The 23,952-nt window shown below is 63.0% G+C and carries 24 protein-coding genes and 1 riboswitch; of the genes, 6 read left to right on the top strand and 18 right to left on the bottom strand.

The annotated features are described in order from the left end of the window. From J7I86_RS20120 to gcvP, 5 genes are all read right to left on the bottom strand, one after another. Positions 1 to 271, bottom strand: a 271-nt coding sequence (locus tag J7I86_RS20120; RefSeq protein WP_286180068.1) for a serine dehydratase beta chain, incomplete at its 3' end; no start/stop codon positions are given. Between the two features lie 390 nt (positions 272 to 661). After that, positions 662 to 1,981, bottom strand: coding sequence for a serine hydroxymethyltransferase (gene glyA / locus J7I86_RS20125; protein WP_309476769.1), 1,320 nt, complete (start codon positions 1,979 to 1,981; stop codon positions 662 to 664). Further along, positions 1,978 to 2,361 (bottom strand): glycine cleavage system protein GcvH, encoded by a 384-nt coding sequence (gene gcvH / locus J7I86_RS20130; RefSeq protein ID WP_214822636.1) that lies wholly within the window; start codon positions 2,359 to 2,361, stop codon positions 1,978 to 1,980. The genes glyA and gcvH overlap by 4 nt, the downstream gene beginning before the upstream one ends. 20 nt (positions 2,362 to 2,381) lie before the next feature. Continuing rightward, complete coding sequence (gene gcvT, locus J7I86_RS20135) at positions 2,382 to 3,518, bottom strand: glycine cleavage system aminomethyltransferase GcvT (RefSeq protein ID WP_214822637.1); 1,137 nt, start codon at positions 3,516 to 3,518, stop codon at positions 2,382 to 2,384. 11 nt (positions 3,519 to 3,529) lie between these two features. Then, on the bottom strand, positions 3,530 to 6,403 hold the full coding sequence (gene gcvP / locus J7I86_RS20140) for an aminomethyl-transferring glycine dehydrogenase (protein WP_214822638.1): 2,874 nt from the start codon (positions 6,401 to 6,403) through the stop codon (positions 3,530 to 3,532). Positions 6,404 to 6,552: 149 nt separating this feature from the next. Then, positions 6,553 to 6,651, bottom strand: a riboswitch (glycine riboswitch). Between the two features lie 169 nt (positions 6,652 to 6,820). Between gcvP and mscL the strand changes: the two genes are divergently transcribed. After that, entirely contained in the window at positions 6,821 to 7,297 is a 477-nt protein-coding gene (gene mscL / locus J7I86_RS20145) for a large conductance mechanosensitive channel protein MscL (protein ID WP_214822639.1), read from the top strand. A gap of 115 nt (positions 7,298 to 7,412) precedes the next feature. Here mscL and J7I86_RS20150 read toward each other — a convergent pair whose 3' ends face one another. From J7I86_RS20150 to J7I86_RS20170, 5 genes are all read right to left on the bottom strand, one after another. Beyond that, positions 7,413 to 7,754: a hypothetical protein gene (locus J7I86_RS20150; RefSeq protein WP_214822640.1), complete on the bottom strand. Its 342-nt coding sequence runs from the start codon at positions 7,752 to 7,754 to the stop codon at positions 7,413 to 7,415. Positions 7,755 to 7,889: 135 nt separating this feature from the next. Beyond that, positions 7,890 to 8,144, bottom strand: a complete 255-nt coding sequence (locus tag J7I86_RS20155; RefSeq protein ID WP_286180069.1) for a hypothetical protein — start codon at positions 8,142 to 8,144, stop codon at positions 7,890 to 7,892. Positions 8,145 to 8,268: 124 nt separating this feature from the next. Then, positions 8,269 to 9,642: an NAD(P)(+) transhydrogenase (Re/Si-specific) subunit beta gene (locus tag J7I86_RS20160; RefSeq protein WP_214822641.1), complete on the bottom strand. Its 1,374-nt coding sequence runs from the start codon at positions 9,640 to 9,642 to the stop codon at positions 8,269 to 8,271. Further along, the gene (locus J7I86_RS20165) at positions 9,639 to 9,989 is read right to left on the bottom strand and encodes an NAD(P) transhydrogenase subunit alpha (protein WP_214822642.1); all 351 of its coding nucleotides are present in this window, start codon (positions 9,987 to 9,989) and stop codon (positions 9,639 to 9,641) included. The genes J7I86_RS20160 and J7I86_RS20165 overlap by 4 nt, the downstream gene beginning before the upstream one ends. Continuing rightward, positions 9,989 to 11,263: a Re/Si-specific NAD(P)(+) transhydrogenase subunit alpha gene (locus tag J7I86_RS20170; RefSeq protein WP_214822751.1), complete on the bottom strand. Its 1,275-nt coding sequence runs from the start codon at positions 11,261 to 11,263 to the stop codon at positions 9,989 to 9,991. Before J7I86_RS20170 ends, J7I86_RS20165 begins: the two co-directional genes overlap by 1 nt. 186 nt (positions 11,264 to 11,449) lie before the next feature. On the opposite strand from J7I86_RS20170, the gene J7I86_RS20175 reads away from it, so the two are divergent. Together J7I86_RS20175 and J7I86_RS20180 are read left to right on the top strand one after the other, a co-directional pair. Next, the gene (locus J7I86_RS20175; RefSeq protein WP_214822643.1) at positions 11,450 to 12,061 is read left to right on the top strand and encodes an NADPH-dependent FMN reductase; all 612 of its coding nucleotides are present in this window, start codon (positions 11,450 to 11,452) and stop codon (positions 12,059 to 12,061) included. A gap of 157 nt (positions 12,062 to 12,218) precedes the next feature. After that, on the top strand, positions 12,219 to 12,602 hold the full coding sequence (locus J7I86_RS20180) for a hypothetical protein (RefSeq protein WP_214822644.1): 384 nt from the start codon (positions 12,219 to 12,221) through the stop codon (positions 12,600 to 12,602). A 43-nt stretch (positions 12,603 to 12,645) separates the two neighbouring features. On the opposite strand, the gene J7I86_RS20185 is transcribed toward J7I86_RS20180, so the two are convergent. Both J7I86_RS20185 and J7I86_RS20190 read right to left on the bottom strand, forming a co-directional pair. Then, positions 12,646 to 13,374: an HAD family hydrolase gene (locus J7I86_RS20185; RefSeq protein WP_214822645.1), complete on the bottom strand. Its 729-nt coding sequence runs from the start codon at positions 13,372 to 13,374 to the stop codon at positions 12,646 to 12,648. Then, on the bottom strand, positions 13,340 to 13,660 hold the full coding sequence (locus tag J7I86_RS20190; RefSeq protein WP_286180071.1) for a hypothetical protein: 321 nt from the start codon (positions 13,658 to 13,660) through the stop codon (positions 13,340 to 13,342). The genes J7I86_RS20185 and J7I86_RS20190 overlap by 35 nt, the downstream gene beginning before the upstream one ends. A gap of 82 nt (positions 13,661 to 13,742) precedes the next feature. On the opposite strand from J7I86_RS20190, the gene J7I86_RS20195 reads away from it, so the two are divergent. Together J7I86_RS20195 and J7I86_RS20200 are read left to right on the top strand one after the other, a co-directional pair. Continuing rightward, positions 13,743 to 14,384 carry an NADPH-dependent F420 reductase gene (locus J7I86_RS20195; protein ID WP_214822646.1) on the top strand — a complete coding sequence of 214 codons (642 nt, stop codon included), beginning with the start codon at positions 13,743 to 13,745 and terminating at the stop codon, positions 14,382 to 14,384. 193 nt (positions 14,385 to 14,577) lie between these two features. Next, a complete protein-coding gene (locus J7I86_RS20200) occupies positions 14,578 to 15,360 on the top strand; it encodes a VOC family protein (RefSeq protein WP_214822647.1) in 783 nt (260 codons plus the stop codon). Between the two features lie 33 nt (positions 15,361 to 15,393). Here J7I86_RS20200 and J7I86_RS20205 read toward each other — a convergent pair whose 3' ends face one another. Beyond that, positions 15,394 to 16,278: a PaaX family transcriptional regulator C-terminal domain-containing protein gene (locus tag J7I86_RS20205; protein WP_214822648.1), complete on the bottom strand. Its 885-nt coding sequence runs from the start codon at positions 16,276 to 16,278 to the stop codon at positions 15,394 to 15,396. Between the two features lie 251 nt (positions 16,279 to 16,529). Between J7I86_RS20205 and J7I86_RS20210 the strand changes: the two genes are divergently transcribed. Further along, entirely contained in the window at positions 16,530 to 17,063 is a 534-nt protein-coding gene (locus tag J7I86_RS20210) for a hypothetical protein (RefSeq protein WP_214822649.1), read from the top strand. Positions 17,064 to 17,162: 99 nt separating this feature from the next. Here J7I86_RS20210 and J7I86_RS20215 read toward each other — a convergent pair whose 3' ends face one another. From J7I86_RS20215 to J7I86_RS20235, 5 genes are all read right to left on the bottom strand, one after another. Then, the gene (locus J7I86_RS20215; protein WP_214822650.1) at positions 17,163 to 17,558 is read right to left on the bottom strand and encodes a thioesterase family protein; all 396 of its coding nucleotides are present in this window, start codon (positions 17,556 to 17,558) and stop codon (positions 17,163 to 17,165) included. Positions 17,559 to 17,565: 7 nt separating this feature from the next. After that, positions 17,566 to 18,924 carry an aromatic acid/H+ symport family MFS transporter gene (locus tag J7I86_RS20220; RefSeq protein WP_214822651.1) on the bottom strand — a complete coding sequence of 453 codons (1,359 nt, stop codon included), beginning with the start codon at positions 18,922 to 18,924 and terminating at the stop codon, positions 17,566 to 17,568. A 2-nt stretch (positions 18,925 to 18,926) separates the two neighbouring features. Beyond that, on the bottom strand, positions 18,927 to 21,317 hold the full coding sequence (locus tag J7I86_RS20225) for a bifunctional salicylyl-CoA 5-hydroxylase/oxidoreductase (RefSeq protein ID WP_214822652.1): 2,391 nt from the start codon (positions 21,315 to 21,317) through the stop codon (positions 18,927 to 18,929). A gap of 14 nt (positions 21,318 to 21,331) precedes the next feature. Then, positions 21,332 to 23,014 carry an AMP-binding protein gene (locus J7I86_RS20230; RefSeq protein ID WP_214822653.1) on the bottom strand — a complete coding sequence of 561 codons (1,683 nt, stop codon included), beginning with the start codon at positions 23,012 to 23,014 and terminating at the stop codon, positions 21,332 to 21,334. A 62-nt stretch (positions 23,015 to 23,076) separates the two neighbouring features. Further along, the gene (locus tag J7I86_RS20235; RefSeq protein ID WP_214822654.1) at positions 23,077 to 23,949 is read right to left on the bottom strand and encodes an acyl-CoA thioesterase II; all 873 of its coding nucleotides are present in this window, start codon (positions 23,947 to 23,949) and stop codon (positions 23,077 to 23,079) included. Positions 23,950 to 23,952 lie beyond the last annotated feature (3 nt).

Genomic DNA, 23,952 nt, shown 5'->3' on the forward strand with positions numbered 1-23,952 from the left:
TCGTCGCCAACCGCTCCTCCACTTGACCAGGAAGGATCTCCTCGGGGTCGAAGCCTTCAAGTCCAAGCAACACGGCTGTGAAGGTTCCGTGTCCCTTGCCAGTGGCAGCCAAGGAGCCGTACAGGTCCACCCGCAAGCCCGCAACGGATTCGAGAACCCCGGATTCACGCAGTTCACGAGCAAACACCGCACCGGCCCGCATGGGCCCCACAGTATGGGAACTCGACGGGCCAATACCCACAGAGAACAGATCAAAGACCCCAACGGCCATGGTCATTTCCTAACGACGTAAAACGAATAGAACCCGCCCCGCCCCCAACAAACGGAGCGGACCCTCAAACCCAGATCAACAAACCCATCCCAGCAAGCCCACGAACCCGGATGCCCCCGGCCCGAGCCCTGCGCCATTCCGGCCCGAGCACCGTGCCATTTCGGGGGTTCCCTGCCAAACGTGCCGTGCGCACGGCATCTCCGACAGGGAACCCCCGAATGGGCCAGCAATGAGGCCCCAAACCGAAGGCCCGATCAGTCCGCCCTGTGGACCTGGCGTCCGGAAGCGTGCGTCCAAGGGAGCATCGCATCCGCTCAGCGGGTGCTTAAGCAACCGAGCCCGCGGAGGATGCCAGGTCCACCGGGCAACCCGGGCCGGCCTCGAAAAGACTCAGCCGAGGTTCGCGACACCCGGGTACAGCGGGTGCGCTTTCGCCAGGACGTCCACGCGGTGACGCAACCCGGAGAGGTCCGCGTCGGCGTTGGCGATCAGTACTTCGGCGATGATGTCCGCGACCTCGCGGAACGCCGCTTCGCCGAATCCGCGCGTAGCCAACGCCGGGGTGCCGATCCGCAGGCCGGAGGTGACCATGGGCGGGCGGGGGTCGAAGGGGACGGCGTTGCGATTGACGGTGACATCGATCGCGGCGAGGTGATCTTCGGCTTGCTGGCCGTCGAGTTCGCAGTTGCGCAGGTCAACGAGGACCAGGTGCACGTCGGTGCCACCGGACACGACGCTGATGCCTTTCGCGGCGACGTCGGGCTGCACGAGCCGCTCGGCCAGGATGCGGGCACCGGCGAGGACCCGTTCCTGTCGCTCGCGGAACTCTTCGGAAGCGGCGATCTTGAACGCCACAGCCTTGCCCGCGATCACGTGCTCCAGTGGTCCGCCTTGCTGGCCCGGGAACACGGCCGAGTTGATCTTCTTGGCGATGTCGGCATCGTTGGAGAGGATGATGCCGCCGCGCGGACCCGCGAGGGTCTTGTGCGTGGTGGACGTGGTGACGTGAGCGTGCGGGACCGGTGAGGGGTGCAGGCCTGCGGCCACGAGACCGGCGAAGTGGGCCATGTCCACCATCAGGTAGGCGCCCACGGAGTCGGCGATCCGGCGGAACTCGGCGAAGTCCAGCTGCCGCGCGTAAGCAGACCAACCGGCAACGATGAGCGCCGGTTTGTGCTCCTTCGCCAGGGCCTCAACTTCGGCCATGTCCACCGTGTGGGTGTCCTCTCGGACGCCATAAGGGACCACGTTGTAGAGCTTGCCGGAGAAGTTGATCCGCATGCCGTGAGTCAGGTGGCCGCCATGGGCAAGGTTCAGGCCCATGATGGTGTCGCCGGGCTTGATGAGGGCGTGCATCACCGAGGCGTTGGCTTGGGCGCCGGAGTGCGGCTGAACGTTCGCGAACTCAGCACCGAAAAGGGCTTTGATGCGATCTATGGCGAGCTGCTCGATCACGTCCACGTGCTCGCAACCACCGTAGTAACGCTTGCCCGGGTAACCCTCGGCATATTTGTTGGTCAGCACCGAACCCTGCGCTTGCATCACGGCCACGGCGGTGTGGTTCTCCGATGCGATCATTTCAAGGCCGTCGCGCTGGCGCCCCAGTTCGTCGTCGATCTTCGCAGCGATTTCAGGATCCAGCTCGGAGAGCTGGGTGTCCAGCGACGACGACACAACTTGCTGGTACTCAGTTACAGACACCGGGTTCACAGTTCTCCACCGTTTGTTGCAGCGTATTCTTCGGCGGACATGAGCGGTCCTTCTTCCGTGGCGGCCACCTTGAACAGCCAGCCCGCACCGTAGGGGTCGTTGTTGATCAGGGCGGGATCAGTGACAACGGCGTCGTTGATCTCGGTCACCTCACCTGTCACTGGCGAGTACAGGTCCGAGACCGACTTGGTCGATTCCACCTCGCCACATGTCTCGCCGGCAGTCACAGTGGAACCAACCTCGGGCAGGTCCACGTACACAATGTCTCCCAGGGCATCAGCGGCAACCGCAGAAATTCCGATCCCCACCGGCCCGTCACCAGCAACAGCAACCCACTCGTGCTCAGCCGAGTACTTCAATTCAGCTACTACTTTGCTCATTCCAATTCCTTCTCTCGTGGCTATTTTTGGCGCTTATAGAACGGCAGTGCGACTACTTCGAACGGCTCCGCTTTGCCTCGGAGGTCAACTTCCACGATGGTGCCGGGCTCGGAATGTTCGACGTCGACATAGGCCAGTGCGATCGGGTAACCGAGGGTGGGGCTTGGCTGGCCGGAGGTGACTTCGCCGATCAGGGAGCCGTCCTTGAGGACCGAGTAGTGAGCGCGGGCGGCGCGACGTCCGATGCCTTTGAGGCCTACGAGCTTCTGCCCGAGTGTGGATCCGACGCCGGCGGCCTTGATGGCGGTGAGTGCTTCGCGGCCGATGAAGTCGCTTTCCTTGGCCAGGGAAACTACTGGGCCGAGGCCTGCGGCGTAGGCGTTGCCGTGGCGGGAGAGTTCGTTGCCGTAGAGGGGCATCCCGGCTTCCAGGCGCAGCGAATCGCGGGCGGCAAGGCCAGCAGGGATGAGTCCGTGGCCTTCGCCGACTTCGAGGAGCGCTTCCCAGAGGCCTGCGGCGTCGACGTTCGGGAGGTAGATTTCGAAGCCGTCTTCGCCGGTGTATCCGGTGCGGGCCAGCAGCCGGTCCTGGCCGTTGATGGAGACCTCCACCGCAGCGTAGTACTTCAGGTCCGTGACCAGGGCATGCTGTTCGGTGGGCACCAGAGCCAGCAGGATGGCTTCAGCGTTGGGGCCCTGCACGGCGATCAGTGAGGTCTCGGCCGATGCGTCTTCCACCACGACGTCGAAACCGGCTGCGCGCTCCAGCAGTGCCGCAGCTACCACCTGGGCGTTGCCCGCGTTGGGCACCACCAAGTACTTGTCCACGCCGTCCTCGGGCGAGGGGCGACGGTAGGAGATGAGGTCATCGATGATGCCGCCGTCGGCGTTGCAGATCAGCGAGTACTTTGCCTTGCCCACCGCGACAGCTGACAGCTTCCCCACCAGCGCGTAGTCCAGGAACGCCGCAGCGTCCGGGCCGGAGACCCAGATTTCACCCATGTGGGAGAGGTCGAACAAGCCGGCGGACTTGCGGACTGCATGGTGCTCGGCGAGCTCGGACTCATATTTCAGGGGCATCTGCCAGCCGCCGAAATCCGTAAACGATGCGCCGGCCTTTTTGTGCTGCTCGTAAAGAGCTGTGTAATTCTCAGACATGTCAGGAGTCCTTAGTTTTCGAAGTCCGCTGTGTTGTCCTCGAACGCTTCGAGGGGAGGGCAGGAGCACACAAGATTGCGGTCACCCGCGGCGCCGTCGATCCTGCCGACCGGCGGGAAGTACTTATCCTGCTTGAGGTGATGGACGGGGAACGCGGCCTGCTCACGCGGGTAGGCGCGGTCCCAGCCGGAATTTACGACGGCGGCAGCCGTGTGCGGTGCGTTGCGCAGCGGCGACTTCTCAACAGTGAAATCACCGCTGGCCACCTGCTCGATTTCGGCACGGATGGTAATCATGGCCTCGATAAACCGGTCGATCTCGGCCAGGTCCTCGGACTCGGTGGGTTCCACCATCAAAGTGCCTGCCACCGGGAAAGCCAGGGTGGGGGCGTGGAAGCCGAAGTCGATCAGGCGCTTGGCAACATCCTCGGCGGTAACACCAGTACGGGCGGTCAGCTCGCGAAGGTCCAGGATGCACTCGTGAGCCACAAGTCCGCCCTCACCCGTGTAAAGGATGGGGAAGTGCTCATCCAAGCGGGAGGCAACATAGTTCGCAGCCAGCAGCGCCGACTTGGTAGCTTCCGTCAACCCCTGCCCGCCCATGAGCTTCACGTAGGCCCAGGAGATCGGGAGCACACCGGCAGAACCGTAGCGCGAGGCCGAGATGGCAACGCCGTGCCCTTCCTCATGCGCCGCTTTATTGGCGTCGCCCGGCATGAACGGAGCCAAGTGTGCCTTCGCAGCAACAGGGCCTACGCCCGGTCCACCACCGCCGTGCGGGATGCAGAAGGTTTTGTGCAGGTTCAGGTGGGACACGTCGCCGCCGAACTTACCCGGCTGGGCCAAACCAACCAACGCGTTCAAGTTGGCGCCGTCAACATACACTTGGCCGCCGGCTGCGTGGATCGCGTCGCAGACCTCGCGGACGTCGGCGTCGTACACACCGTGCGTGGACGGGTAAGTGATCATGATGCAGGACAGGACGTCCTTGTTGGCTTCGATCTTGGCGGTCAGGTCTGCGTGACCGATGGTGCCGTCAGCAGCCGTGGCCACCACAACAACCTTCATCCCGGCCAGCACAGCAGACGCCGCGTTGGTGCCATGGGCCGACGCCGGGATCAGGCAGACAGTGCGCTGCTCGTCACCGCGGGACAGGTGGTAGCCGCGGATCGCCAGCAGTCCGGCGAGCTCGCCCTGCGAACCGGCGTTCGGCTGGATGGAAACCTGGTCATAGCCGGTGATCTCGGTGAGGTCCGCTTCGAGGTCCTCAATCAGTTCGCGCCAACCCGCTGTCTGGTGGTCCGGAGCAAACGGGTGGATCGAGGCGAACTCCGGCCACGAAATAGCTTCCATCTCCGCGGTGGCGTTCAGCTTCATGGTGCACGAGCCCAACGGGATCATGGTGCGGTCCAGAGCGAGGTCCCGGTCTGACAGCTTGCGGATATAGCGCAACAGCTGCGTCTCGGAACGGTGCGTGTTGAACACGGGGTGCTGCAGGAAATCGGACGTGCGGACCACGTCGGCGGGCAGCTCGAACCCGACGGCGTCCTTTACCGGGCCAGCACCAAAGGCGACGGCCACTGCGGAGAGGACTTCCGGCGTCGTGGTTTCATCAACGGACACTCCAACGGTGTCGGCGTCGATGAGGCGCAGGTTGATGCCGCGGGCTTCGGCGGCGGCGATGACTTTGTGGGCCTTGCCGGGAACGCGGACGGTGAGGGTGTCGAAGAAGGCCTCGGAGACGAGTTCGCGGCCGGCCTTTTGGAGAGCCGCGGCCAAAACACGAGCATGGCCGTGGACGGTTTCGGCGATCGCCTTCAGGCCTTCGGGACCGTGATACACCGCGTACATGGAGGCGACGATCGCGAGCAGCGCCTGCGCGGTGCAGATGTTGGACGTGGCTTTCTCGCGGCGGATGTGCTGCTCACGGGTCTGGAGTGCCAGGCGGTAAGCGGGGACGCCGGCGTTGTCCTTGGAAACACCAACGATGCGGCCTGGAAGCGTGCGTTCCATGCCTTCACGGACGGCCATATAGGCCGCGTGCGGGCCGCCGAAGAACAGCGGAACACCCAAGCGCTGCGCGGTTCCGACCGCGATGTCCGCACCTTGTTCGCCCGGCGGCGTGATGAGGGCGAGCGCCAGCAAATCGGCGGCCACGGTGACCAGCGCACCGCGTTCCTTGGCGTCGGCGATCACACCGGAGTGATCGAACACGCGACCCGAAACCCCCGGCTGCTGCAGGACAATGCCGTTGATATCGCCGTCGGGAAGTCCGGCCGACAGGTCAGAAATCTCAACCTCGAAGCCCAACGCCTCGGCGCGTCCCCTCACGATCGCGATGGTCTGCGGGAGGAGGTCGGCGTCCAGGACAGTCTTGCCGTCCTTGGCTGCCTTGTTCTTGTTGGCGCGGCGCATCAGCAGCACAGCCTCGGCAACGGCGGTGGCTTCGTCCAGCAACGAGGCGTTGGCCACAGGAAGGCCCGTAAGGTCCTGCACCATGGTCTGGAAGTTCAGGAGCGCCTCAAGGCGACCCTGGGAAATTTCCGGCTGGTACGGCGTGTAGGCCGTGTACCACGCGGGAGCTTCCAGGATGTTGCGGCGGATCACCGGGGGCGTCACGGTGTCGTAGTAGCCCTGGCCGATCATCTGTACAGCGGTCTTGTTCTTGGACGCCAGTTTGCGGAGCTCAGCGAGGACCTGCACCTCGGTGAGGGCGTCCTGCAGCTTGAGGGCAGTTTCCTGGCGGATGGAATCGGGGACGGCGACGTCTACCAGGCCGTCGACAGAGTCGTAGCCGACGGCCTTGAGCATGGTGTCAACGTCGGCTTGGCGGCGGGCGCCGATGTGCCGGTCCGCGAAGGCGGTGGGGGTTGATTGAACAGTCAAGAGGAACTCCATGATTCAGGCGCCCAGTGAGCGCCACGATGATGTGGGGTTCCTCCCCGCTCTGTATTGGACCTGAGAGATTCCGCAGGAATGGTTGCCTGCTTGCACCGTCGGTGAGCCCGGTTACCCGGACTGCTTTCCAGAGTTGCCTAACCGCGGCGGTACATGTGCCTGAGAGATTCCTGGGGAGGATTTGCTCCTACGGCGCCTGACTGGATGTACCGGCAGGACTCTCCCGCCGCAGATCAAAAGCGTTGCATCACCATGAGTGACACGCTTCACACCATAGCGGGTTGTTTTGAAAAAGCGCAAGCAAGGTGTGGCAAAGTGCTTCCCTGGTGACAACCCCCTGAAACCTCGGAATGGTAGTTTGAACTCTGCTGAGCCAGACATCCACACCCAATCGGAGGACTATCCATGCTTAAGGGTTTCAAGGACTTCATACTTCGCGGCAACGTGATCGAGCTGGCCATCGCCGTGGTCATCGGCAGTGCCTTCACCGCCCTCGTTACGGCTTTCACAACCAACATCATCAATCCAGTGATCGCCGCGGCCGGTGGCATGAATGCGGACGGACTCGGGTTCAAGATTTGGGAAAACAACCCCGCCACGCTCGTTAACATCGGCGCTGTGCTGACGGCACTGGTGACCTTTGTGATCACCGCTGCCGTGGTCTACTTCATCTTCGTAGCGCCCATGAACAAGATCAATTCCTTGGTCAAGAACCGCCTCTCCACCGAGGAACCCGAGGAAGAGCCGTTGCCGGCAGACACTGCCCTTCTGGCCGAAATCCGCGACCTCTTGAAGGAAGCAGCAGCCCATCGCGCTGCCGATCGTGCCTCGGATCTGGACTCCAGCCTCACCAGTGACCTCGATTCCGAGCGCACCCGTTAAGGACAGCACTCGCCGGCAGCTCTTCGCCGCAACCAAAGCGTCATAGGACGGCTTCCGTCAGGACGCGGTAACTGAGGAGTATACTGCCTTGCCGGGAGGTGTCCGGGAGTCAGTCCTAGTCGATCTTTTCGAGAAGCTTTCCTAAAGCATCACGAATATCGTCGTAGTCGTACTGACCGGCTCTGCTCTCAGCCGAGATGACACCACAGCGGTGAATCTTCTTGAAATCGCCGATGGGGAATTTGTAGTGGCCCTTTTGGTCCTGGGGATGATCGTCATCCACGCCCAGGAACCACTTGGAGTACTCGGCGTGCCCGTGCTTGTCCAGAAAGGCGTTTTCATCCTTGGTGGCGGGAGCGTGTTCGCTCCAGTCATCGCGGCTGTCCTTGACCACCTTGCCGTCGCGGATCAGGTGCTTCGCGTGGTCAAAAGCCTTCTTGTTGAGTTTCACGGTCATGACGCAGCCTCGCTTGGATGGGGCGGATCGGCCTGGGTAAGGCAACTCGTACAGTTCATCCTTGTACGGTCCAGCATAGGACTACCGCGGACTGTCCGAAAGCCCCGGTGGTCCGCCCCGGATCCGTCCAGGACTTCAGTTCATGAGCCGGACCCAGACACCGGCACCGCGTTCTTTCATCACCAGCCGCCGTTGAATCGGCCCCGTTTGAGCAAGCCATAGCACGCTGCCGTCAGCGGTCACTGCTTCCACCGTGCCCTGGTCCAGGATGTCGTTGCCTTGCCAAATCTGGACTGTGTGCCCAACAAGCGACCTCCAATTGGTCACCCTCTTGCCCTGTGCGGGGACGAAGCGCGACCCAAACAGCGAATCCTTCTTACCGTTCTGCAAATGGTTGACTCCTCGCCTGCTGTACAAATATTCCTTGAAAGGTTTCTGTACAAGACGTGTGCCAGAGCGACGGAGTCCATGACGGAATTTCGCGGCCGAATTGACGAGAGATACGTCTCGTCTGCTAGAGCGCCTTCACGGCCCCCAGCACCTTCGTCAACGAGTCTTTGGCATCGCCAAACAGCAGGGTGGTTTGGGGTTCATACAGCAGTTCATTTTCAATCCCGGCAAACCCGGGACGCATGGAGCGTTTGAGGAACACTACCTGCCGGGCGTCGGCCACTTCCAAAATGGGCATCCCGTAGATCGGTGAACCCGACGTGGTCTTTGCCGCGGGATTCACGACGTCGTTGGCGCCCACCACCAAGGCGACATCCGTGGTCTTGAACTCGGAGTTGATGTCGCTCATCTCCTTCAAGGACTCGTACGGCACGTTGGCCTCGGCGAGCAGCACGTTCATGTGGCCCGGCATGCGCCCGGCCACAGGATGGATGGCGAAGTCCACCTCAATTCCTCGTGCTTCCAAGGCCAGGGCAAGCTCAGCGGCAGTGTGCTGACCTTGGGCCACGGCGAGGCCGTACCCCGGAACGATGATCACCCGCTGCGCATAGCCGAGCAATACTGCCACGTCCTCTGCACTGGAGGATCGTACGGGCCGCTCACTCACGGCTGTCGAGCCCGCGGTGGATCCACCTTTGAAGGCCCCGAACATGATGCCTGCAACACTGCGTCCCATCGCGGCCGCCATGGCGCGGGTAAGGATGGTGCCGGACGCCCCCACCAGAGTGCCGGCCACCACCAGGAGAACATTGCCCAGCACCAGTCCCGAAGCTGCGACGGCCAGGCCCGTGAAGGCATTGAGGAGCGAAATGACAATCGGCACATCAGCGCCTCCCACAGGGAGCACCAACAGGATTCCGGCACCAAGGCCCAGAATCAGCAGGACCAGTGCCAACAGCAATGAGCCATTCAGGATCACCACCACTCCGGCACCCACAGCCGCCAGTAGCACCACGCCCATCAGCGCAGGCAGGCCGGGGAACGTCACGGGCCGGGTGGTCATCAGTCCCTGAAGCTTGGCGAAAGTGACCCCGGACCCCGCAAAGGACACCGCACCCACCAGCAATGTGAAGACGATCGCCAGGCGCACCCCCGGATCACCCGTATGAGAAAGTTCCAGCAACGCCACCAAGGCGGCAGCGCCACCACCCACACCGTTGAAAAGGGCCACGAGCTGCGGCATCTGCGTCATTTGCACCCGGCGGGCCACCGGCGCGGCGACACCCGCGCCCACAGCTATGGCCCCAAGAATCCAAGGAATGTTGTCCAGCTTCACGGAGACAAAGACCGTCAGCACAGCCAGCAGGGCTCCAAATGCTCCGATCAGGTTGCCGCGCCGGGCAGTCCGCGGTGAATTCAGGCCCTTCAGAGCGAGGATGAAGCAGGCCGCCGCGGCGAGGTACAGAAGCGCCGTCCAGGTGGGATTCAGTAGCGTCATTGCCGGCGTTCCTTCTTGCCCGGCTCCACGGAGCCGCGATCTCCAGGAACTTCAGCCTTCGACGGCGGCCGCTGCCGTCCGTGGAACATCTCCAGCATCCGGTCGGTCACCACAAAACCGCCGACGAGGTTGGCCGTGGCAAGAACGACAGCCAGCAGGGCGACCGCCAACACCCACGGGTCGGCGGCCTGTCCTGCCACGATGATGGCACCCACCAGGATGATTCCGTGGATTGCGTTGGCTCCTGACATGAGCGGCGTGTGCAGGGTGCTGGAGACCTTGGAAACAACCTCAAAGCCAATGAACACCGCCAGGACTGTAATCGTTAGCAGGCTCATGCCGTCCATCAGCGCACTCCTTCGCTGCCCGACTGGGGACTGCCGGATTGGGAACTGCGGGATTGAGGACCGCCGACAGCGGAACCGCCGGACTGGGAACCGCTGACAGCGCTCCCGCCGACAAGGGGCGCCGTCTCCCCCGCGAGCGCCGCGAGTGCGTCCGCAGTGGGCGTGTGCCGGACATGACCACCGTGGGTGAGGCACGTTCCGGCCACAACTTCATCCGAGAAGTCCGGGGAAACCGCTCCGTCCCGTGTCATGAGGGCCAGCAGGTTGGCGACGTTCTTCGCGAACAACCGTGAGGCATCAGCAGGCATCGCCGACGCCGCATCCTTGATTCCCACAAGTGTCACCGTGCCCTGACCATCGCCGGTGGGGATGGGAATGTCCTGGCCTGGGATGCTGCCCTCCACGTTCCCGCCGGATTCGGCTGCCAAGTCCACCACCACGGATCCCGGTCGCATCCCCTGGACCATCTCGCGCGTCACCAAAAGCGGGGCGCGCCGCCCAGGGACGGCTGCGGTGGTGATCAGGACGTCTGCCTGAGCTACGTGCGGTGCCAAGAGAGCCCGCTGCAAGGCACCCCGGTCCGCGCTGAGTTCCCGGGCATACCCACCGGACGCCTCTGCGGTTTCGAGGTCCAGCTTGATGAATGTTCCACCCATGGACGCCACTTCGTCGGCCGAGGCAGGCCGGATGTCGTTCGCGGAAACCCGGGCGCCGAGCCTTTTGGCGGTTCCGATGGCCTGCAAACCAGCTACCCCGGCTCCAAGTACCAGCACGCGAGCGGGCGGAATGGTTCCCGCTGCTGTCATGTACAACGGGAAGAACCGCGGGAGCCTCATGGCCGCCTCAAGGACACAGCGATAACCGGCCACCAAGGCCTGCGAAGTGAGCGCATCCATGGACTGGGCACGCGAAATACGCGGAACCAGCTCAAGGGCAAAGGAGGTAACTCCCCCAACGGCGAGCGCCCGCACGGTGGGCAACTCCGAGGATGGCGACCCTAGACCGACGGTGACCGAACCGCGGCGGAGAGCTCCCGCCGTCGACGGTTCAATAGGGCGCACGTGGCAGTAAACATCAAGTGATCCAAGGGCCAACGACTGCACCACTGAGGCGCCCGCCGTCACGTAGTCGTGATCGCTGTGGCCGGACGCCAGGCCCGCGCCGGACTCCACCTCAACCTCAAGGCCCAGCCCCACCAGTTGCTTCACCGTTTCCGGCGTTGCGGCCACACGTCGCTCACCGTCGAGCGTCTCGCGCGCTATGCCTGCCTTCACCCGCCACCCCTTTTCCGGAACCCTCCAGAACTCAGTTGGCATGAGTCTATGACTGCGAGGGGCCGGACGGGAGTAGGGGCTGCGCTATGTGCATAAGTCCACTAGGGTCGGTGGAAGCTGGGAGCAACCAGCCACCACACCGTCGACGAGCCGGTTCCGGCCGTGCCGTCGGAAAGGAACGCCACTATGGACACCTTCAAAATCGGTTACTTCGTCGGAAGCCTGGCAAGCAATTCCATCAACCGGGTCCTCTCCAAGGCCCTCATCAGCGTGGCGCCGCCGGAACTGGAGTTCCATGAGATCGCCATCAAAGACCTTCCGTTGTACAGCTCGGACTACGACGCTGATTTTCCACCGGCGGGCCGGGACCTGAAGGATGCCATCGCCGCATCGGACGGCATCCTGTTCATCTCACCGGAATACAACCGCTCCATCCCGGGCGCGTTGAAGAACGCCATCGACTGGGGTTCACGCCCTTGGGGTACCAATTCATTCGCGCGCAAGCCCACCGGAATCATTGGCGCATCGCCTGGCGGTATTGGAACCGCCGTGATGCAGTCCTCCATGCGCAGCGTTTTGAGCTTCCTGGACGCGCCGCAGCTGAATGCGCCTGAGGCTTACATCCGCTTTGTCGGAGACGCGTACGACGACGACGGTTCAGTTAAGGACGAAGCTACGGCTGGGCTGTTGCGGCACTATATGGACGAATACAGCGCGTTCGTTCAGCGGGTCCTTGCAGCCAACGCGCCGGGACACATCGGCGATCAGGAACCTGATTCCGCCAAGCTCACACGTTAAGGCCGGGCCGGGTGCCGCTCCATGTCCTCAGGCGGCACCCACCGGCGGCACCGACCGACGGTATCGCGGCGGCATCATACGTCAAAGGCATCCACAGTCCCGGTTTAGTCAGTATGCTTACTACATGAGGATTCATGCTAGTAACCCAGGAGGAACGATGCTTCGTAAATTAGCCATGACCACCCTTGCTTTAGTCCTTTTCGCCGGGGCCACACTCAGCACCACGGTCGCAGCCAACGCAGCAGTGGGTGCGCAGGGCAGCGTAGCCGCCACCACCACGCCGTCGCCGGAACCCAGCAATCCTTCCGGGCCATCCACGGCGACACCCACAGCGGAGCCAACCACCGACGTCTCGAATCCCGCCGGCACCGGGCCGGCCAACCCAGGCACCAGCGAGACAGAACAGCAGGAGCAGACGCGCACCGACGTCGTTCCTTGGGTCCTGGCGGGAGTCGCGGCGGTGATCATCATCGCGCTGATCATTTGGACCCTGCGGAACCGGCGAGGGCGGGACAAGGGCATCAGCGACGAGCCCCGCTAGCCGCGACGGCGGGCGCGGGGAAAGTACACGCCGGCACAGGCAGCTAGGCGTCCTGCGACCCCGCCATCAGCTTGCCGATAATGCTGGTCTCCAAGTGCTCCAAGAGGTGCCGCGGATTGTCATAGACTTCCGCGGCACCGGCATCGCGGAGTTCGGCTTCACTGATTCCGCCGCACGTCAGGGCGATCACGGGCACACCGATCGCGGCGCCGGCCTTCACATCCCATACCGCATCGCCAACAAACACCACATCCTCCGGACTGAGCCCGAGCTTCTCCAGACAGGCCTCAAGAATGTCCGGGGCGGGCTTGCTCTCCTTGGCATCGTTGGAGCTGGTCCATGCATCAATGGAGGATCCAGCATCGAGAAGGTGCCTGCTCACTTCAAGGTCGCGATCTTGCGCCGACGAGGCCAGGCCCACGGCCAAGCCGGCGTCCGAGCATGCAGCCAGAAGGTCACGGACCGAGTCGAACGTGCGCAGGGAGGGCCAGAACGTTGAGAAGACCGCGCTGTGCCCGGACTTCAGGTCCTCCTGCATGTCCTCAGTGCAGTCCGGAACCAGGCTATGAATGAGGCGGTCGCCTCCCATGCCCACTCGACGATGGATGGCGGACATCTCTATGTCCAGCCCTTCTCGCCGGAACGCCTGCCACCACGCCATGGCGTGGAAGTAGCTGGAGTCGATCAGCGTTCCATCCACATCGAAAAGAACGCCGTGCTTCTTCTTTGTCGCCTCATCAGCTGCCACAGGTGACCACCTTTGCTTGAACATGGGCTTGCGCACCTTGCGCTGCCAGCGCCGAGTCAATCACAGGTTCCTCCAACATCAGAACGGCATACCGCTCAGCCGACGCCGGGCGAAGCAGGCCCGTCCCTGCCACCTCCCTGATGGCCGCGACTCCCTCGACAGCCTCATCCATGGACGCAAACCGCCTGGACAAGCCCATCAACACGTCCTCGCCATCCACCATCAAAATCCGATATTCCCCATCAGGCGTTTCAACCAGTTCCAAATGCCCGGCCATCGCTACCTCCTCGTCGCCGACGCCAACCAGCATAGTAAGACTACTTAGTATAAGCCTCTCAGAAATATTGCGTAACGCGGGAAATAGGCGCCCGCAACTTGTTGTTGGCCCAAGCATGACAACAATCGGAATCATCGGTGCAGGACACATTGGCAGCCAAGTCGCCCGCAAAGCGGTTGAACTTGGCTATGACGTCGTCATCAGCAACTCCCGGGGGCCCGAAACCCTCAGCAAGCTGGTGACGGAGCTGGGGCCGCGCGCCCGGGCTGCTACAGCAGGTGAGGCAGCAGCGGCAGGCGATTTCGCCGTGGTGACTGTCCCCTTGAAGAACTACCAGGACATCCCCGGTGAGCCGCTCGAGGGCAAGATCGTGATCGACACCAACAACTATTACTGGGAGCGCGACGGCCGCATTCCCGAGTTGGACAACGGAGAAGCCACCACCTCCGGCCTGCTCCAGAAACACCTCCCGACATCAAAGGTGGCCAAGGGCTTTAACCACATTTTCGCCAAGGACATCACCACCGACGGCACCCCGGCAGGCACTCCCAACCGTCGCGCACTGGCCACCGCGAGCGACTTCCCGGAAGCTGCCGAGCTCGTCACCAAGCTTTACGACGAGTTCGGTTTCGACACCGTCAACGTGGGGCCGCTGGAGGACAGCTGGCGCGTAGAGCGAGACCGCCCGGCCTACGTCATCCGCCAGAACGCAGACGAACTCCGCGAGAACCTCGCCAAGGCAACGCGCACGGTTTAAACCGGAACGTACGACGGCGGCAAGCGGCTTTTGCTTGCCGCCTCACCTTTTGCGTGCCATGAAATTCGGACCAAAAGCGTGTCACGAATCGGGACCACAGCGCACTTTATGGGTAACTGCCTCTCCGGACGCCTGGCGCATCGGGCTTGCGGGGAGGCAGCTGTCCCTGAAGTGTCCGAACCCGAGGAGTTCCATGTCCACCAAAATCTCGAGCTGGCCCGCAGCGACGCCCATGTGGGTGGACCTTGGCGTTGAGGACCTCTCAGCGGCGAAAGACTATTACGGTGACCTCTTCGGGTGGGACTTCGTTATCGGCGGCCAGGACACCGGGGAATACTCGCTTGCGCACGTCGGAGGGCGTGCGGTCGCGGGTGTAGGGCCAAAGCAGGATCCCGGCGCACCCACAGCATGGACAACATTCCTGGCATCGGACGACGTCGACGTGACCGCCAAGAAGATCAACGCGGCCGGAGGAGAGCTGATTGCCCCTCCCTTCGATGTCATGGAATCGGGCCGGATGGCGTTGGCAACTGACAGCGTGGGTGCAACCTTCGGCGTGTGGCAAGCAGGCACCCATATCGGCGCCGAACGCGTCAACGAGCACGGCGCATTATGTTGGAACGAGCTCCACACCCGCGATTTCGCCTTGGCCCGGTCCTTCTACTCCGAGGTCTTCGACGTCAGCTACCAGGACGTTACCGAGGAGGGCCTTGCCTACTCCACCATTCGCAGACCGCTGGACGGCCGGGAAGTCGGCGGGGTCCAGCATGACACCGACCTTCCCCACAGCACCCCTAACCACTGGCTGTCGTGGTTTGCCAGCGACTACGTCCAAGGCACGGCGGATCGGGCTGCGGAGCTCGGCTCGAGCCTACTTATGCCTGTCACGGAGAGCATGCTGGGACGCGTGGCCATCATTCAAGCGCCGCAAGGTGAGGTGTTCGGCATCATCGACGCACCCCGCATCGGCGAGTAACCACCGAGGTTGGGGCGAGGGCGGCAGCCGGGGTCAGGCGGCAGCCGGGTTCAGGGCCTCGGCTATGACTTCATGCGCATGGGCTGCGGCAAGGGGAGCTGCCAAGCGATGGACTGCCTGGAAGGTCCTGCGCACTGCCGGTCCGTGCCACTCGGGCGGAAGGTAGTCCGTGGGAAGGTTCGGGTCCCGGTACGGGAATTTGCGCCACATGGTCAGCATCGGAATGTAGTAGCGGAAAGCGTCGCGCCGCAGCTCTTCCGTGGACTCAGCCAAGGCTACGTCCGGATCGCTGCCCACCCGCTCGGTCCAGTGCTGCTCCGCACCTTCATAAAGCTCAAGGAACTCGGTGAACTGCTCATCGAGTTCCTTAAGGTCCCACCACTCGGAAATCTTGGGCCGCATGGGGCCATCAAAGACGTAGTCGCTCCGGAAAAGATCCACGAACTCGATCAGCCCGCTCGCTGTGAGCCGTTCCCGGGCCTGCTCCAATTTATGCGCGGGCGCGATCCACACGCCGTTGGCTACGGAGCCAAAGCCAAGGGCAAGCAACGCTGACCGCAGCTGGTGCCGGCGGTTGCGCATGGATTCGGGCACCGAGAAGACCGCCAGCACCCAGGTATCCACCGGCGCGGGCTGTTCCGGCGCGAAGATCCTCCGGTCACCTTCCCGGAACACATCGCTGACGGACTCCGAAATCTTGTACTTGGCGATCCCGCCCTCGCGGACGCTCTTCAAAACACCTTTGGCCTTGAGCCTGGAGACCGACGACCGCACGCCCGGAGCGTCGTAACCGAGTGAGCCCAGCATGGAGATCAGCGCAGAGACCGGCAAGGCGTCGCCCGCGTTTCGCCCGTAGAGGCCAAAAATGGTGACGAGCAGCTGCTGGTGGCGCACCGGGGGTGCCGGGACGGCGAACATCGAGAGATCCTCATTTCCGCGCCGCGGTTCCGGCGCCAGTCCAGTTCATCATAGGTGCGGTGCCGGTCCCCGCCGAGCTGGCGCTAAGAGCCGCACCATGCGGATTAACTGGAGAGTCGCGGGACTTCCGGGACCCTCGAGAGACTTCGGGGTGGCCGCATCATACTAAGGGTGCTTACTATGGAGACACGCTGATTCGAGGCTACACCGCCTCGGAAGGTCCTTTCCGTATCAACGATAGGAAGCACATCATGGCAGGAAATCTCGTAGCCCGCTCCATTCACGACCTCACCGCCGCGGCATGGTTCGGCGGCTCCCTGATGGGTGCCATCGGACTTAACGGTGCCGCCGCAGAAGCGAAAGACCCCACCGAGCGCACCCGCCTCTCCAGCAAGGGCTGGGGAAAATGGGCTCCGGTTCAAACAGCAGCTTTCGCCGGACATCTGGCTTCGGATCTGGCCATCGCCTGGGAGAACAAGGGCCGGATCGCCAAGCAGGACAATGTCGCCGCAAACACCGTCTACAAGACGGTGGTGACCTTGGGTGGAGCTGCCGTCACCCTCTATGCAGGTGTTGTGGGCAAGAAGGTGGACGAGCTCTCCGAAGAAGGCGCCGAGGGTGCCACGGAACCGCGCGCCGGGGCATCAAATGAGTTGAAAACCGCCCAGACCCAGCTGAAGGCACTCCAGTGGGCCATTCCGGCATTCGCGGCCTGGGTGATCATTCTTGGCGCCAAGCACGGCGAGATGCAGCGGCCCAAGAACATCCTCAAGGGCCTGCGCTAGGGACCCACCCCGCGCGTCCTACAAACACTCGCCGAGACGGCAGTTAATGAGAGTCCCAGCTCTTAATATTGTCATCAACTGCCATCTCGGCGGGAAGGGTCAGGACCCCTGCAGGGCCTTGACGAAATGCTCCGGCCAAGGCTCTGCAGTGGCGGTGCCGTTGGGGACGTGCACGGCGGTGACTGTCCCGTACGCGGCGACCTCACCGGCGTCGGACGTTACGTCGAAAGCCATGGTCAGCGAGGTCCTGCCGAGCGCGCTGACCTTAACCGTGGCGGTGATGCGCTGACCGAACCACAACTTGGCCTTGTAGTTGATGACTTGCTGCACACGCGGAGCGCTGGGGAAGTAGTCAGGCAACTCCAGCGACCGGAAGAGCTCGGCCTCCGCAGCCTCAACCCAGCGCAGGATGGCCGAGTTGTGCTGGTGTCCGGAGGCGTCGGTATCCACCCATTCCACCGTTCGCTCGACGCACGCCTCCGGAAACTTGTCCATAATTCTCCTAGCGGGCGCCGACGGTGGCGTCGTCGGGATCGACGTCGACGGCGGCAACAGGCACCTCCGGCTGTGGCTTCGGAATCATCGCCACGGCACCCGCGGCCAAAACTGCAATGCCGGCGAAGATCGCGAAGTTGGCTTCGAAGGGCAGCTTGGAACCTGCGATCCAGCCACCGATCAACGGCCCGGAAATAGCACCCAAGCGGGCGAAGCTCAACGCCCAGCCCGTTGCCGTGCCACGGACCTTGGCAGGATAGTAGTCGGCGATGTAACCGGTCAGGACCAGCGACGTGGAGATGGAACCTACGCCGGCGAAGGCCACGAACAGCAGGTTGACCACCATGGTGTTGGGGAAGACCAAGAGCATAATGCCCAGGCCGCCCAGAATGTAGAACACCACCAGGATGAGCTTTTTGCCGTACTTGTCCGCAGCCCGGCCCAAAAGCAGGCCACCGATCGCGGAAGCAAGGCTGAAGACCAGAAGGAACGTCAGGGACGAGCCCAGATCGTAGCCAGCCTTCTTCATGATGCTCGGCAGCCATGTGTTTAGGCCGTACACCAGGACCAAACCGCAGAACAGGGAGATCCAGAAGAACACCGTTGAGCGCAGGTACTTACGCGAGAACATGGTTGTAATGGTTCTCCACCACGGATCTGCCTGCATACCGGCTACGGGAGCTACGGGGACAACCGGCGTGTAGTTGGCGATGTTCAACTTGGCGGCCAAAGCCTTGGCCTCGGACTTCCGGCCCTTTGACTCCAGGAATTCCAGGGATTCGGGCAGGAACTTCCAGATGATCGGAATCAGCACCACCGGTGCAGCACCTATGGCGATGACGGCGCGCCAGCCACCCATAGGCAGGACGAACAGCGCGGCCAAGGCGGCTGCAACAATGCCCAGTGAGTAGCCGGAGTACATCAGGCCATAGTTGTAGGACCGCTTGTTGGGCGCCGAGTATTCAATGGTCAGGGCCGCTGCCACCGGAATGACACCGCCCATGCCCAACCCGCCGATGAGCCTGAAGATGCCAAAGAGCTCCGGCGTCGGAGCCCATGCAGCACCGACTTGGGTGATCGTGAAGATCACCATGGAGGCCAGGAGCATCTTTTTACGGCCAACAAGGTCGCTGAGAGTGCCGATGAACAGGGCGCCAATAAGCATGCCGATCAAAGCATATGAACCGAGACCGCCGAGTGCCAGCGGGCTGAGGTTCCATTCCTTGTACTCGGCAAGTGCGGGAAGGATGGCTCCGAGGACGCCAACGTCGTAGCCTTCGGCGAGGATCGCGAGCCAACAGCAGAACAGCACCAGGCCGGTGGTCTTCTTGGGCACGTTCCAGTCGTTGATGGGTGCGGTGGCCATGGCTATTTCACCAAAACCGATGCCGCAGCGGACTCAGGGGTCCAGCGCAGGTGGGTGTTGGCCTCTTGGATATCCGCTTCCTTGAGCAGCGAGAGCCGGGGACGGACGGCGTCAGTGCGCGAGCTCGGCGGCTTGCGGCGGCCCGCGCGGAACTGCGGGATCCACTGGGCGCCGGGGCCCTGGTATTCCTGTTCGGCTGCAGCATGCAGGGTCCACTGGGGATCGTAAAGGTGCGTACGGCCCAAGGCGATTAGGTCCGCGCGGCCCGCGAGGAGGATGGAGTTCACGTCGTCGTAGGTGGAGATAGCGCCGACGGCGATCACAGCCACGCCTGCCGGTGCGGCAACTTCCTGACGGATGCGGTCGGCGAACGGCGTTTGGTAGCTGCGGCCGAACGCGGGCTTTTCTTCCTTGGCCACCTGTCCGGTGGAAACATCCAAACCGGCCGCGCCGTGTGCCACGAAGGCGCGTGCGATTTCCACGGAATCGTCGGAGGTGTTGCCGCCCTCGATCCAGTCGGTGGCGGAGATGCGGACCGTCACCGGCTTGCTGGCAGGCCAAGCCGCGCGAACGGCGTCGAACACTTCAAGCGGGAACCGCAGCCGGTTCTCCAAGCTGCCACCGTACTCGTCGGTGCGCTTGTTGGAGACCGGCGAAAGGAAGGATGAGAGCAGGTAGCCGTGGGCGGCGTGAATCTCAAGGAGGTCGAAGCCCGCCTCATCGGCACGGACTGTGGAAGCGACGAACTCGGCCTTGATGGCGTCCATGCCGGCACGATCCAGCTCCACAGGGGTCTGGTTTTCAGGGCTGTACGGCAGGGCAGAGGGCCCGACGGCGGTCCAGTTGCCGGACTCGAGCGGCTGGTCGATGCCTTCCCACATGAGTTTGGTGGAGCCCTTGCGGCCGGAGTGGCCCAGCTGGGCGCCGATCTTGGCGGTGGAACGGCCGTGAACGAAGTCCACGATTTCCTTCCAGCTGTCGCGCTGATCATCCGTGTAGAGGCCGCTGCAGCCGGGGGTGATACGGCCGGCTGCGGAGACGCAGACCATTTCAGTCATGACCAGGCCGGCACCGCCGAGAGCCTTGGAGCCGAGGTGGACCTTGTGGAAATCACCCGGGACGCCGTCAGTAGCTGAGTACATGTCCATCGGGGAGACCACAATGCGGTTCTTCAGCTCCAGCCCGCCGATACGGAAAGGCTGGAACATGGCCGGAGCCACCTCCGCGAGGCCCTGGGATTCAGCAAAGCCGCGGTCCACGGCATCAGCGAACCTGGGATCGCGCAGACGCAGATTTTCCTGAGTGATGCGGCGGCTGCGGGTGAGCAGGTTGAACGCAAACTGCGTGGGGTCCTGGTCCTTGTACTGGCCGATCCGCTCGAACCATTCAAGGGACGCCTGTGCTGCGCGCTGGGTGGACGCGACCACGGGCCGGCGCTCTGCCTCGTACGCAGCCAGTGCAGACTCCACGTCCGGGTGCTCGTGCAGGCATGCGGCCAGTGCCAGCGAGTCCTCCATGGCCAGCTTGGTGCCCGAACCAATGGAGAAGTGGGCCGTGTGGGCGGCGTCGCCCAGCAGCACTACGTTGTTGTGGCGCCAGTTCTCGTTGCGGACCGTGGTGAAGTTGATCCACTTGGAGTTGTTGGTGAGGACCTCGTAGCCGTTCAGTTCCTCGGCGAAGATCTCGCGGATTTTGGCGATTGCCTTCTCGTCCGAGACGCCGGGAGGGAAGACCTCGTTGGCGGTTTCGTCGAAGCCGGCCGCGTGCCACACGTCCTGGTGCATTTCCACGATGAACGTGGAGCCCTCATCCGAGTACGGGTACCCGTGGATCTGCATGACGCCCCACTCGGTTTCCTTTACGAAGAACTTGAAGGCCTCAAACACCTGATCCGTACCAAGCCACATGAACTTGTTGGTTCGCGGGTCCAGGTTCGGCTTGAAGGACTCAGCGTACTTTGCGCGGATCTGCGAGTTAATGCCGTCCGCAGCAAGAACAAGATCGTAGTTGGCTTCAAGTTCCTCAACGGCCGGGGCCAAGGTGCTGAAGCGCACGTCGACGTTCAGTTCGATGCAACGGCGCTGGAGCAGTTCCAGCAGTTCCTTGCGGCTCATGGCAGCGAAGCCCTGGCCGCCCACCGTGATCATCTGGTCGCGGAAGTGGATGTCGATATCGGACCATCGTGCGAAGCGGCGGCTCATGTATTCAGCCACCACGGGGTCGGCATTGCCGATGCCGCCCAGGGTCTCATCGGAGAATACGACCCCGAAGCCAAAGGTGTCGCTGGCAGCGTTGCGTTCCCACAGGGTGATGTCGTGCGACGGGTCCAGCTGCTTCATCAGTGCTGCGAAGTACAGGCCGCCGGGGCCGCCTCCAACGATTGCGATTTTCATGGGTGTGCTCCTTCTCAGGCCTGGCTCTGGCCGGCGGGGGTAAGTTGTTCGGTCTTGCTCGCGTTCGCCTTCAGAAGGCCGTCGCGGAGCTTGAAATGCTGGAGTTTGCCGCTGGGATTGCGTGGAAGTTCAGTAACGAAGCGGACGTCCCGGGGGTACTTGTACGGGGCGATGGTCTGCTTCACGAAGTCCTGGATCTCTTTGCGCTTGGTGGCATCGCCGGTGACGCCTTCGCGCAGGACGATGAACGCGCAGACGATGCTGCCACGCTCTTCATCCGGCACCCCGATGACCGCGTTTTCCACGACGTCCGGGTGCTGGTCAATGGCCGTTTCAACCTCGGGCGCACCGATGTTGTAGCCGGAAGAGACGATCATGTTGTCCGAGCGGGCCTGGTAAGTGAAGTACCCGTCGGCGTCCATGGAGAACGTATCGCCGGTGACGTTCCAGCCGCGGACCACGTAGTTTGCCTGCCTGGCATCATCCAGGTAGCGGCATCCGGTGGGGCCGATCACGGCCAGGCGGCCGATGCTGTTCGGACCGAGTTCGTTGCCGTCATCGTCCAGGATGGTGGCTCGGAAACCCGGCACCGCGCGGCCGGTGGTCCCGGGGCGGATATCTTCCCCAGCCGCGGAAATGAAGACGTGCAGCATCTCCGTGGCACCGATCCCGTTGACCAGCCGCAAACCTGTAGCTTCATGCACGGCTTCCCAGGTTTCCTTGGAAAGGTGCTCTCCCGCGGAGACTGCCATACGCAGGCCCCGGAGGAGGTCTCCGCGCTTCTCTTTCAGGATCGCCCGGTAGGCCGTGGGTGCAGTGAAGAGGATGCTGGCCCCGGCAGCTGCTGCGGCTTCAGCCAGTTCCACGGGTCCGGCCTTCTCCGTCAGGAGGGAGGACGCGCCGAAGCGGAGCGGGAAGACCACCAAACCGCCAAGTCCGAACGTGAAGGCCAACGGCGGCGAACCTGCGAACACGTCATCGGCGGTGGGCTCCAGGATGTACCGGGCAAAGGTGTCCGCATTGGCCAGGACGTCCCGGTGGAAATGCATGGTCACCTTCGGCACACCGGTGGTGCCCGACGTCGGGCCCAACAAGGCAACGTCGTCCGCGGCTGTGTCCACAGCCGTGAACTTGCCGCTCTTGTGCTCGCAGCGGGAGGCGAGGTCGCCGTCGTCGTCGGGTCCGTTGCCGGCCCCGTACGTCAGGACCTTCACCTCATCACCTGCGGCAATGGCGAGCTCGTCCACGAAACGGTGATCAGAGATGGCCACCACCGGCTTGGTGAGGCCGATCAGGGTGGCAACCTCCGTGGAGCGCAGCATGGGCATTGTGGTGACCACTACGGCGCCGGCTTTCAGCACGCCGAGCCAGGCAGCCACGATCCACGGGTTGTTGGGGCCGCGCAGCAACACGCGGTTGCCCGGCACAACACCGAGGTCTTCGGTGAGGACCTGGGCCACCTGGTTGGAGCGCTGCTGGAGCTGACCATAGGTCCAGACAGAGCCGTCGGGTGTCCACAGGGCAGGGCGGTCTGCGCCGAACTGCTCGACAGCGTCGTCGATCAGCACGGCAGCAGCGTTGAGCCGCTCCGGGTATTGAAGTTCGGGGAGGGTGAATTCAAGCGCAGGCCAGGTTTCGGCGGGCGGCAAGTGGTCGCGGGTGAACGTGTCCACGTGGGCCGATGGCATCATGCTCATGGCCGTTCCTTTCAGTGGTGCGTCGTTGAAGCGGATGAATAGTGGGGTCCAAAAAAAGCTGTTCAGGCGCCCGCGCGGATCATGCCCTCTTGGGCCACCGTGGCGAGCAGCCTTCCTTGGCGATCGAAGAAGCGGCCCATGGCGAGACCCCTGTTGCTTTGACCGGAAATGGCGTCCTGGGCGTACAGCACCCAGTCGTCGGCGCGGCCATCGCGGTGGAACCACATGGAGTGGTCCAGGCTGGCAGTGGCAAGTCCCGGGCTGGACCAGTTGAGGCCGTTTACCCGGAGCAGCGGCTCCAGAATCGTGTAATCACAGACGTAAGCCAACGCTGTGCGGTGGAGGTCGGCGTCGTCAGGCAGGGCGTCGAAGGCCTTGACCCATATCGCCTGTTGCGGGACCGAGCCACCTTCAAGTTCGATATATACCGGTCCTGGAATATGCCGCATATCGAAGCTGCGTCCCGTGGACCAGTAGTCCGCGGCGGGACCCTCGGTTCCTTCCAGCGCTTCGGCCGCGGTCCGCAGCGATTCAGGCTCGACGGCGGCAGGAGCCTCCGGCTGGAAGTCCGGGCCGTTTTCGGGAACCTGGAACGAACCCATGGCCGCGTAGACGGGCTTGCCGTTCTGGAAGCCGCGGACAGTGCGGGTGGAGTACCCGCGGCCGTCCCGCAAGCGCTCCACTTCGTAGCGGACACTGGAACCGATATCCACCGGACGCATGAAGTAGCTGTGCATCGAGTGCAGAGTCCTGTCAGCATCAACGGACCGCATCATTGCGGCCGCAGCCTGTGCCACCATGTCTCCACCATAGGCTTTTGGCCACGGCACGGACTGGGTGGTTGCTTCATAGGCTTCGTCGAACACCTCGGCCGTTATGGGCGTGAGTTCAACTGCCTTGAGGAACGTCTCGGACGTCAGGGTTCCAGTGATCATGGC

The sequence above is a fragment of the Arthrobacter sp. ISL-95 genome (assembly GCF_018613695.1).
Classification (GTDB): Bacteria; Actinomycetota; Actinomycetes; order Actinomycetales; family Micrococcaceae; genus Arthrobacter.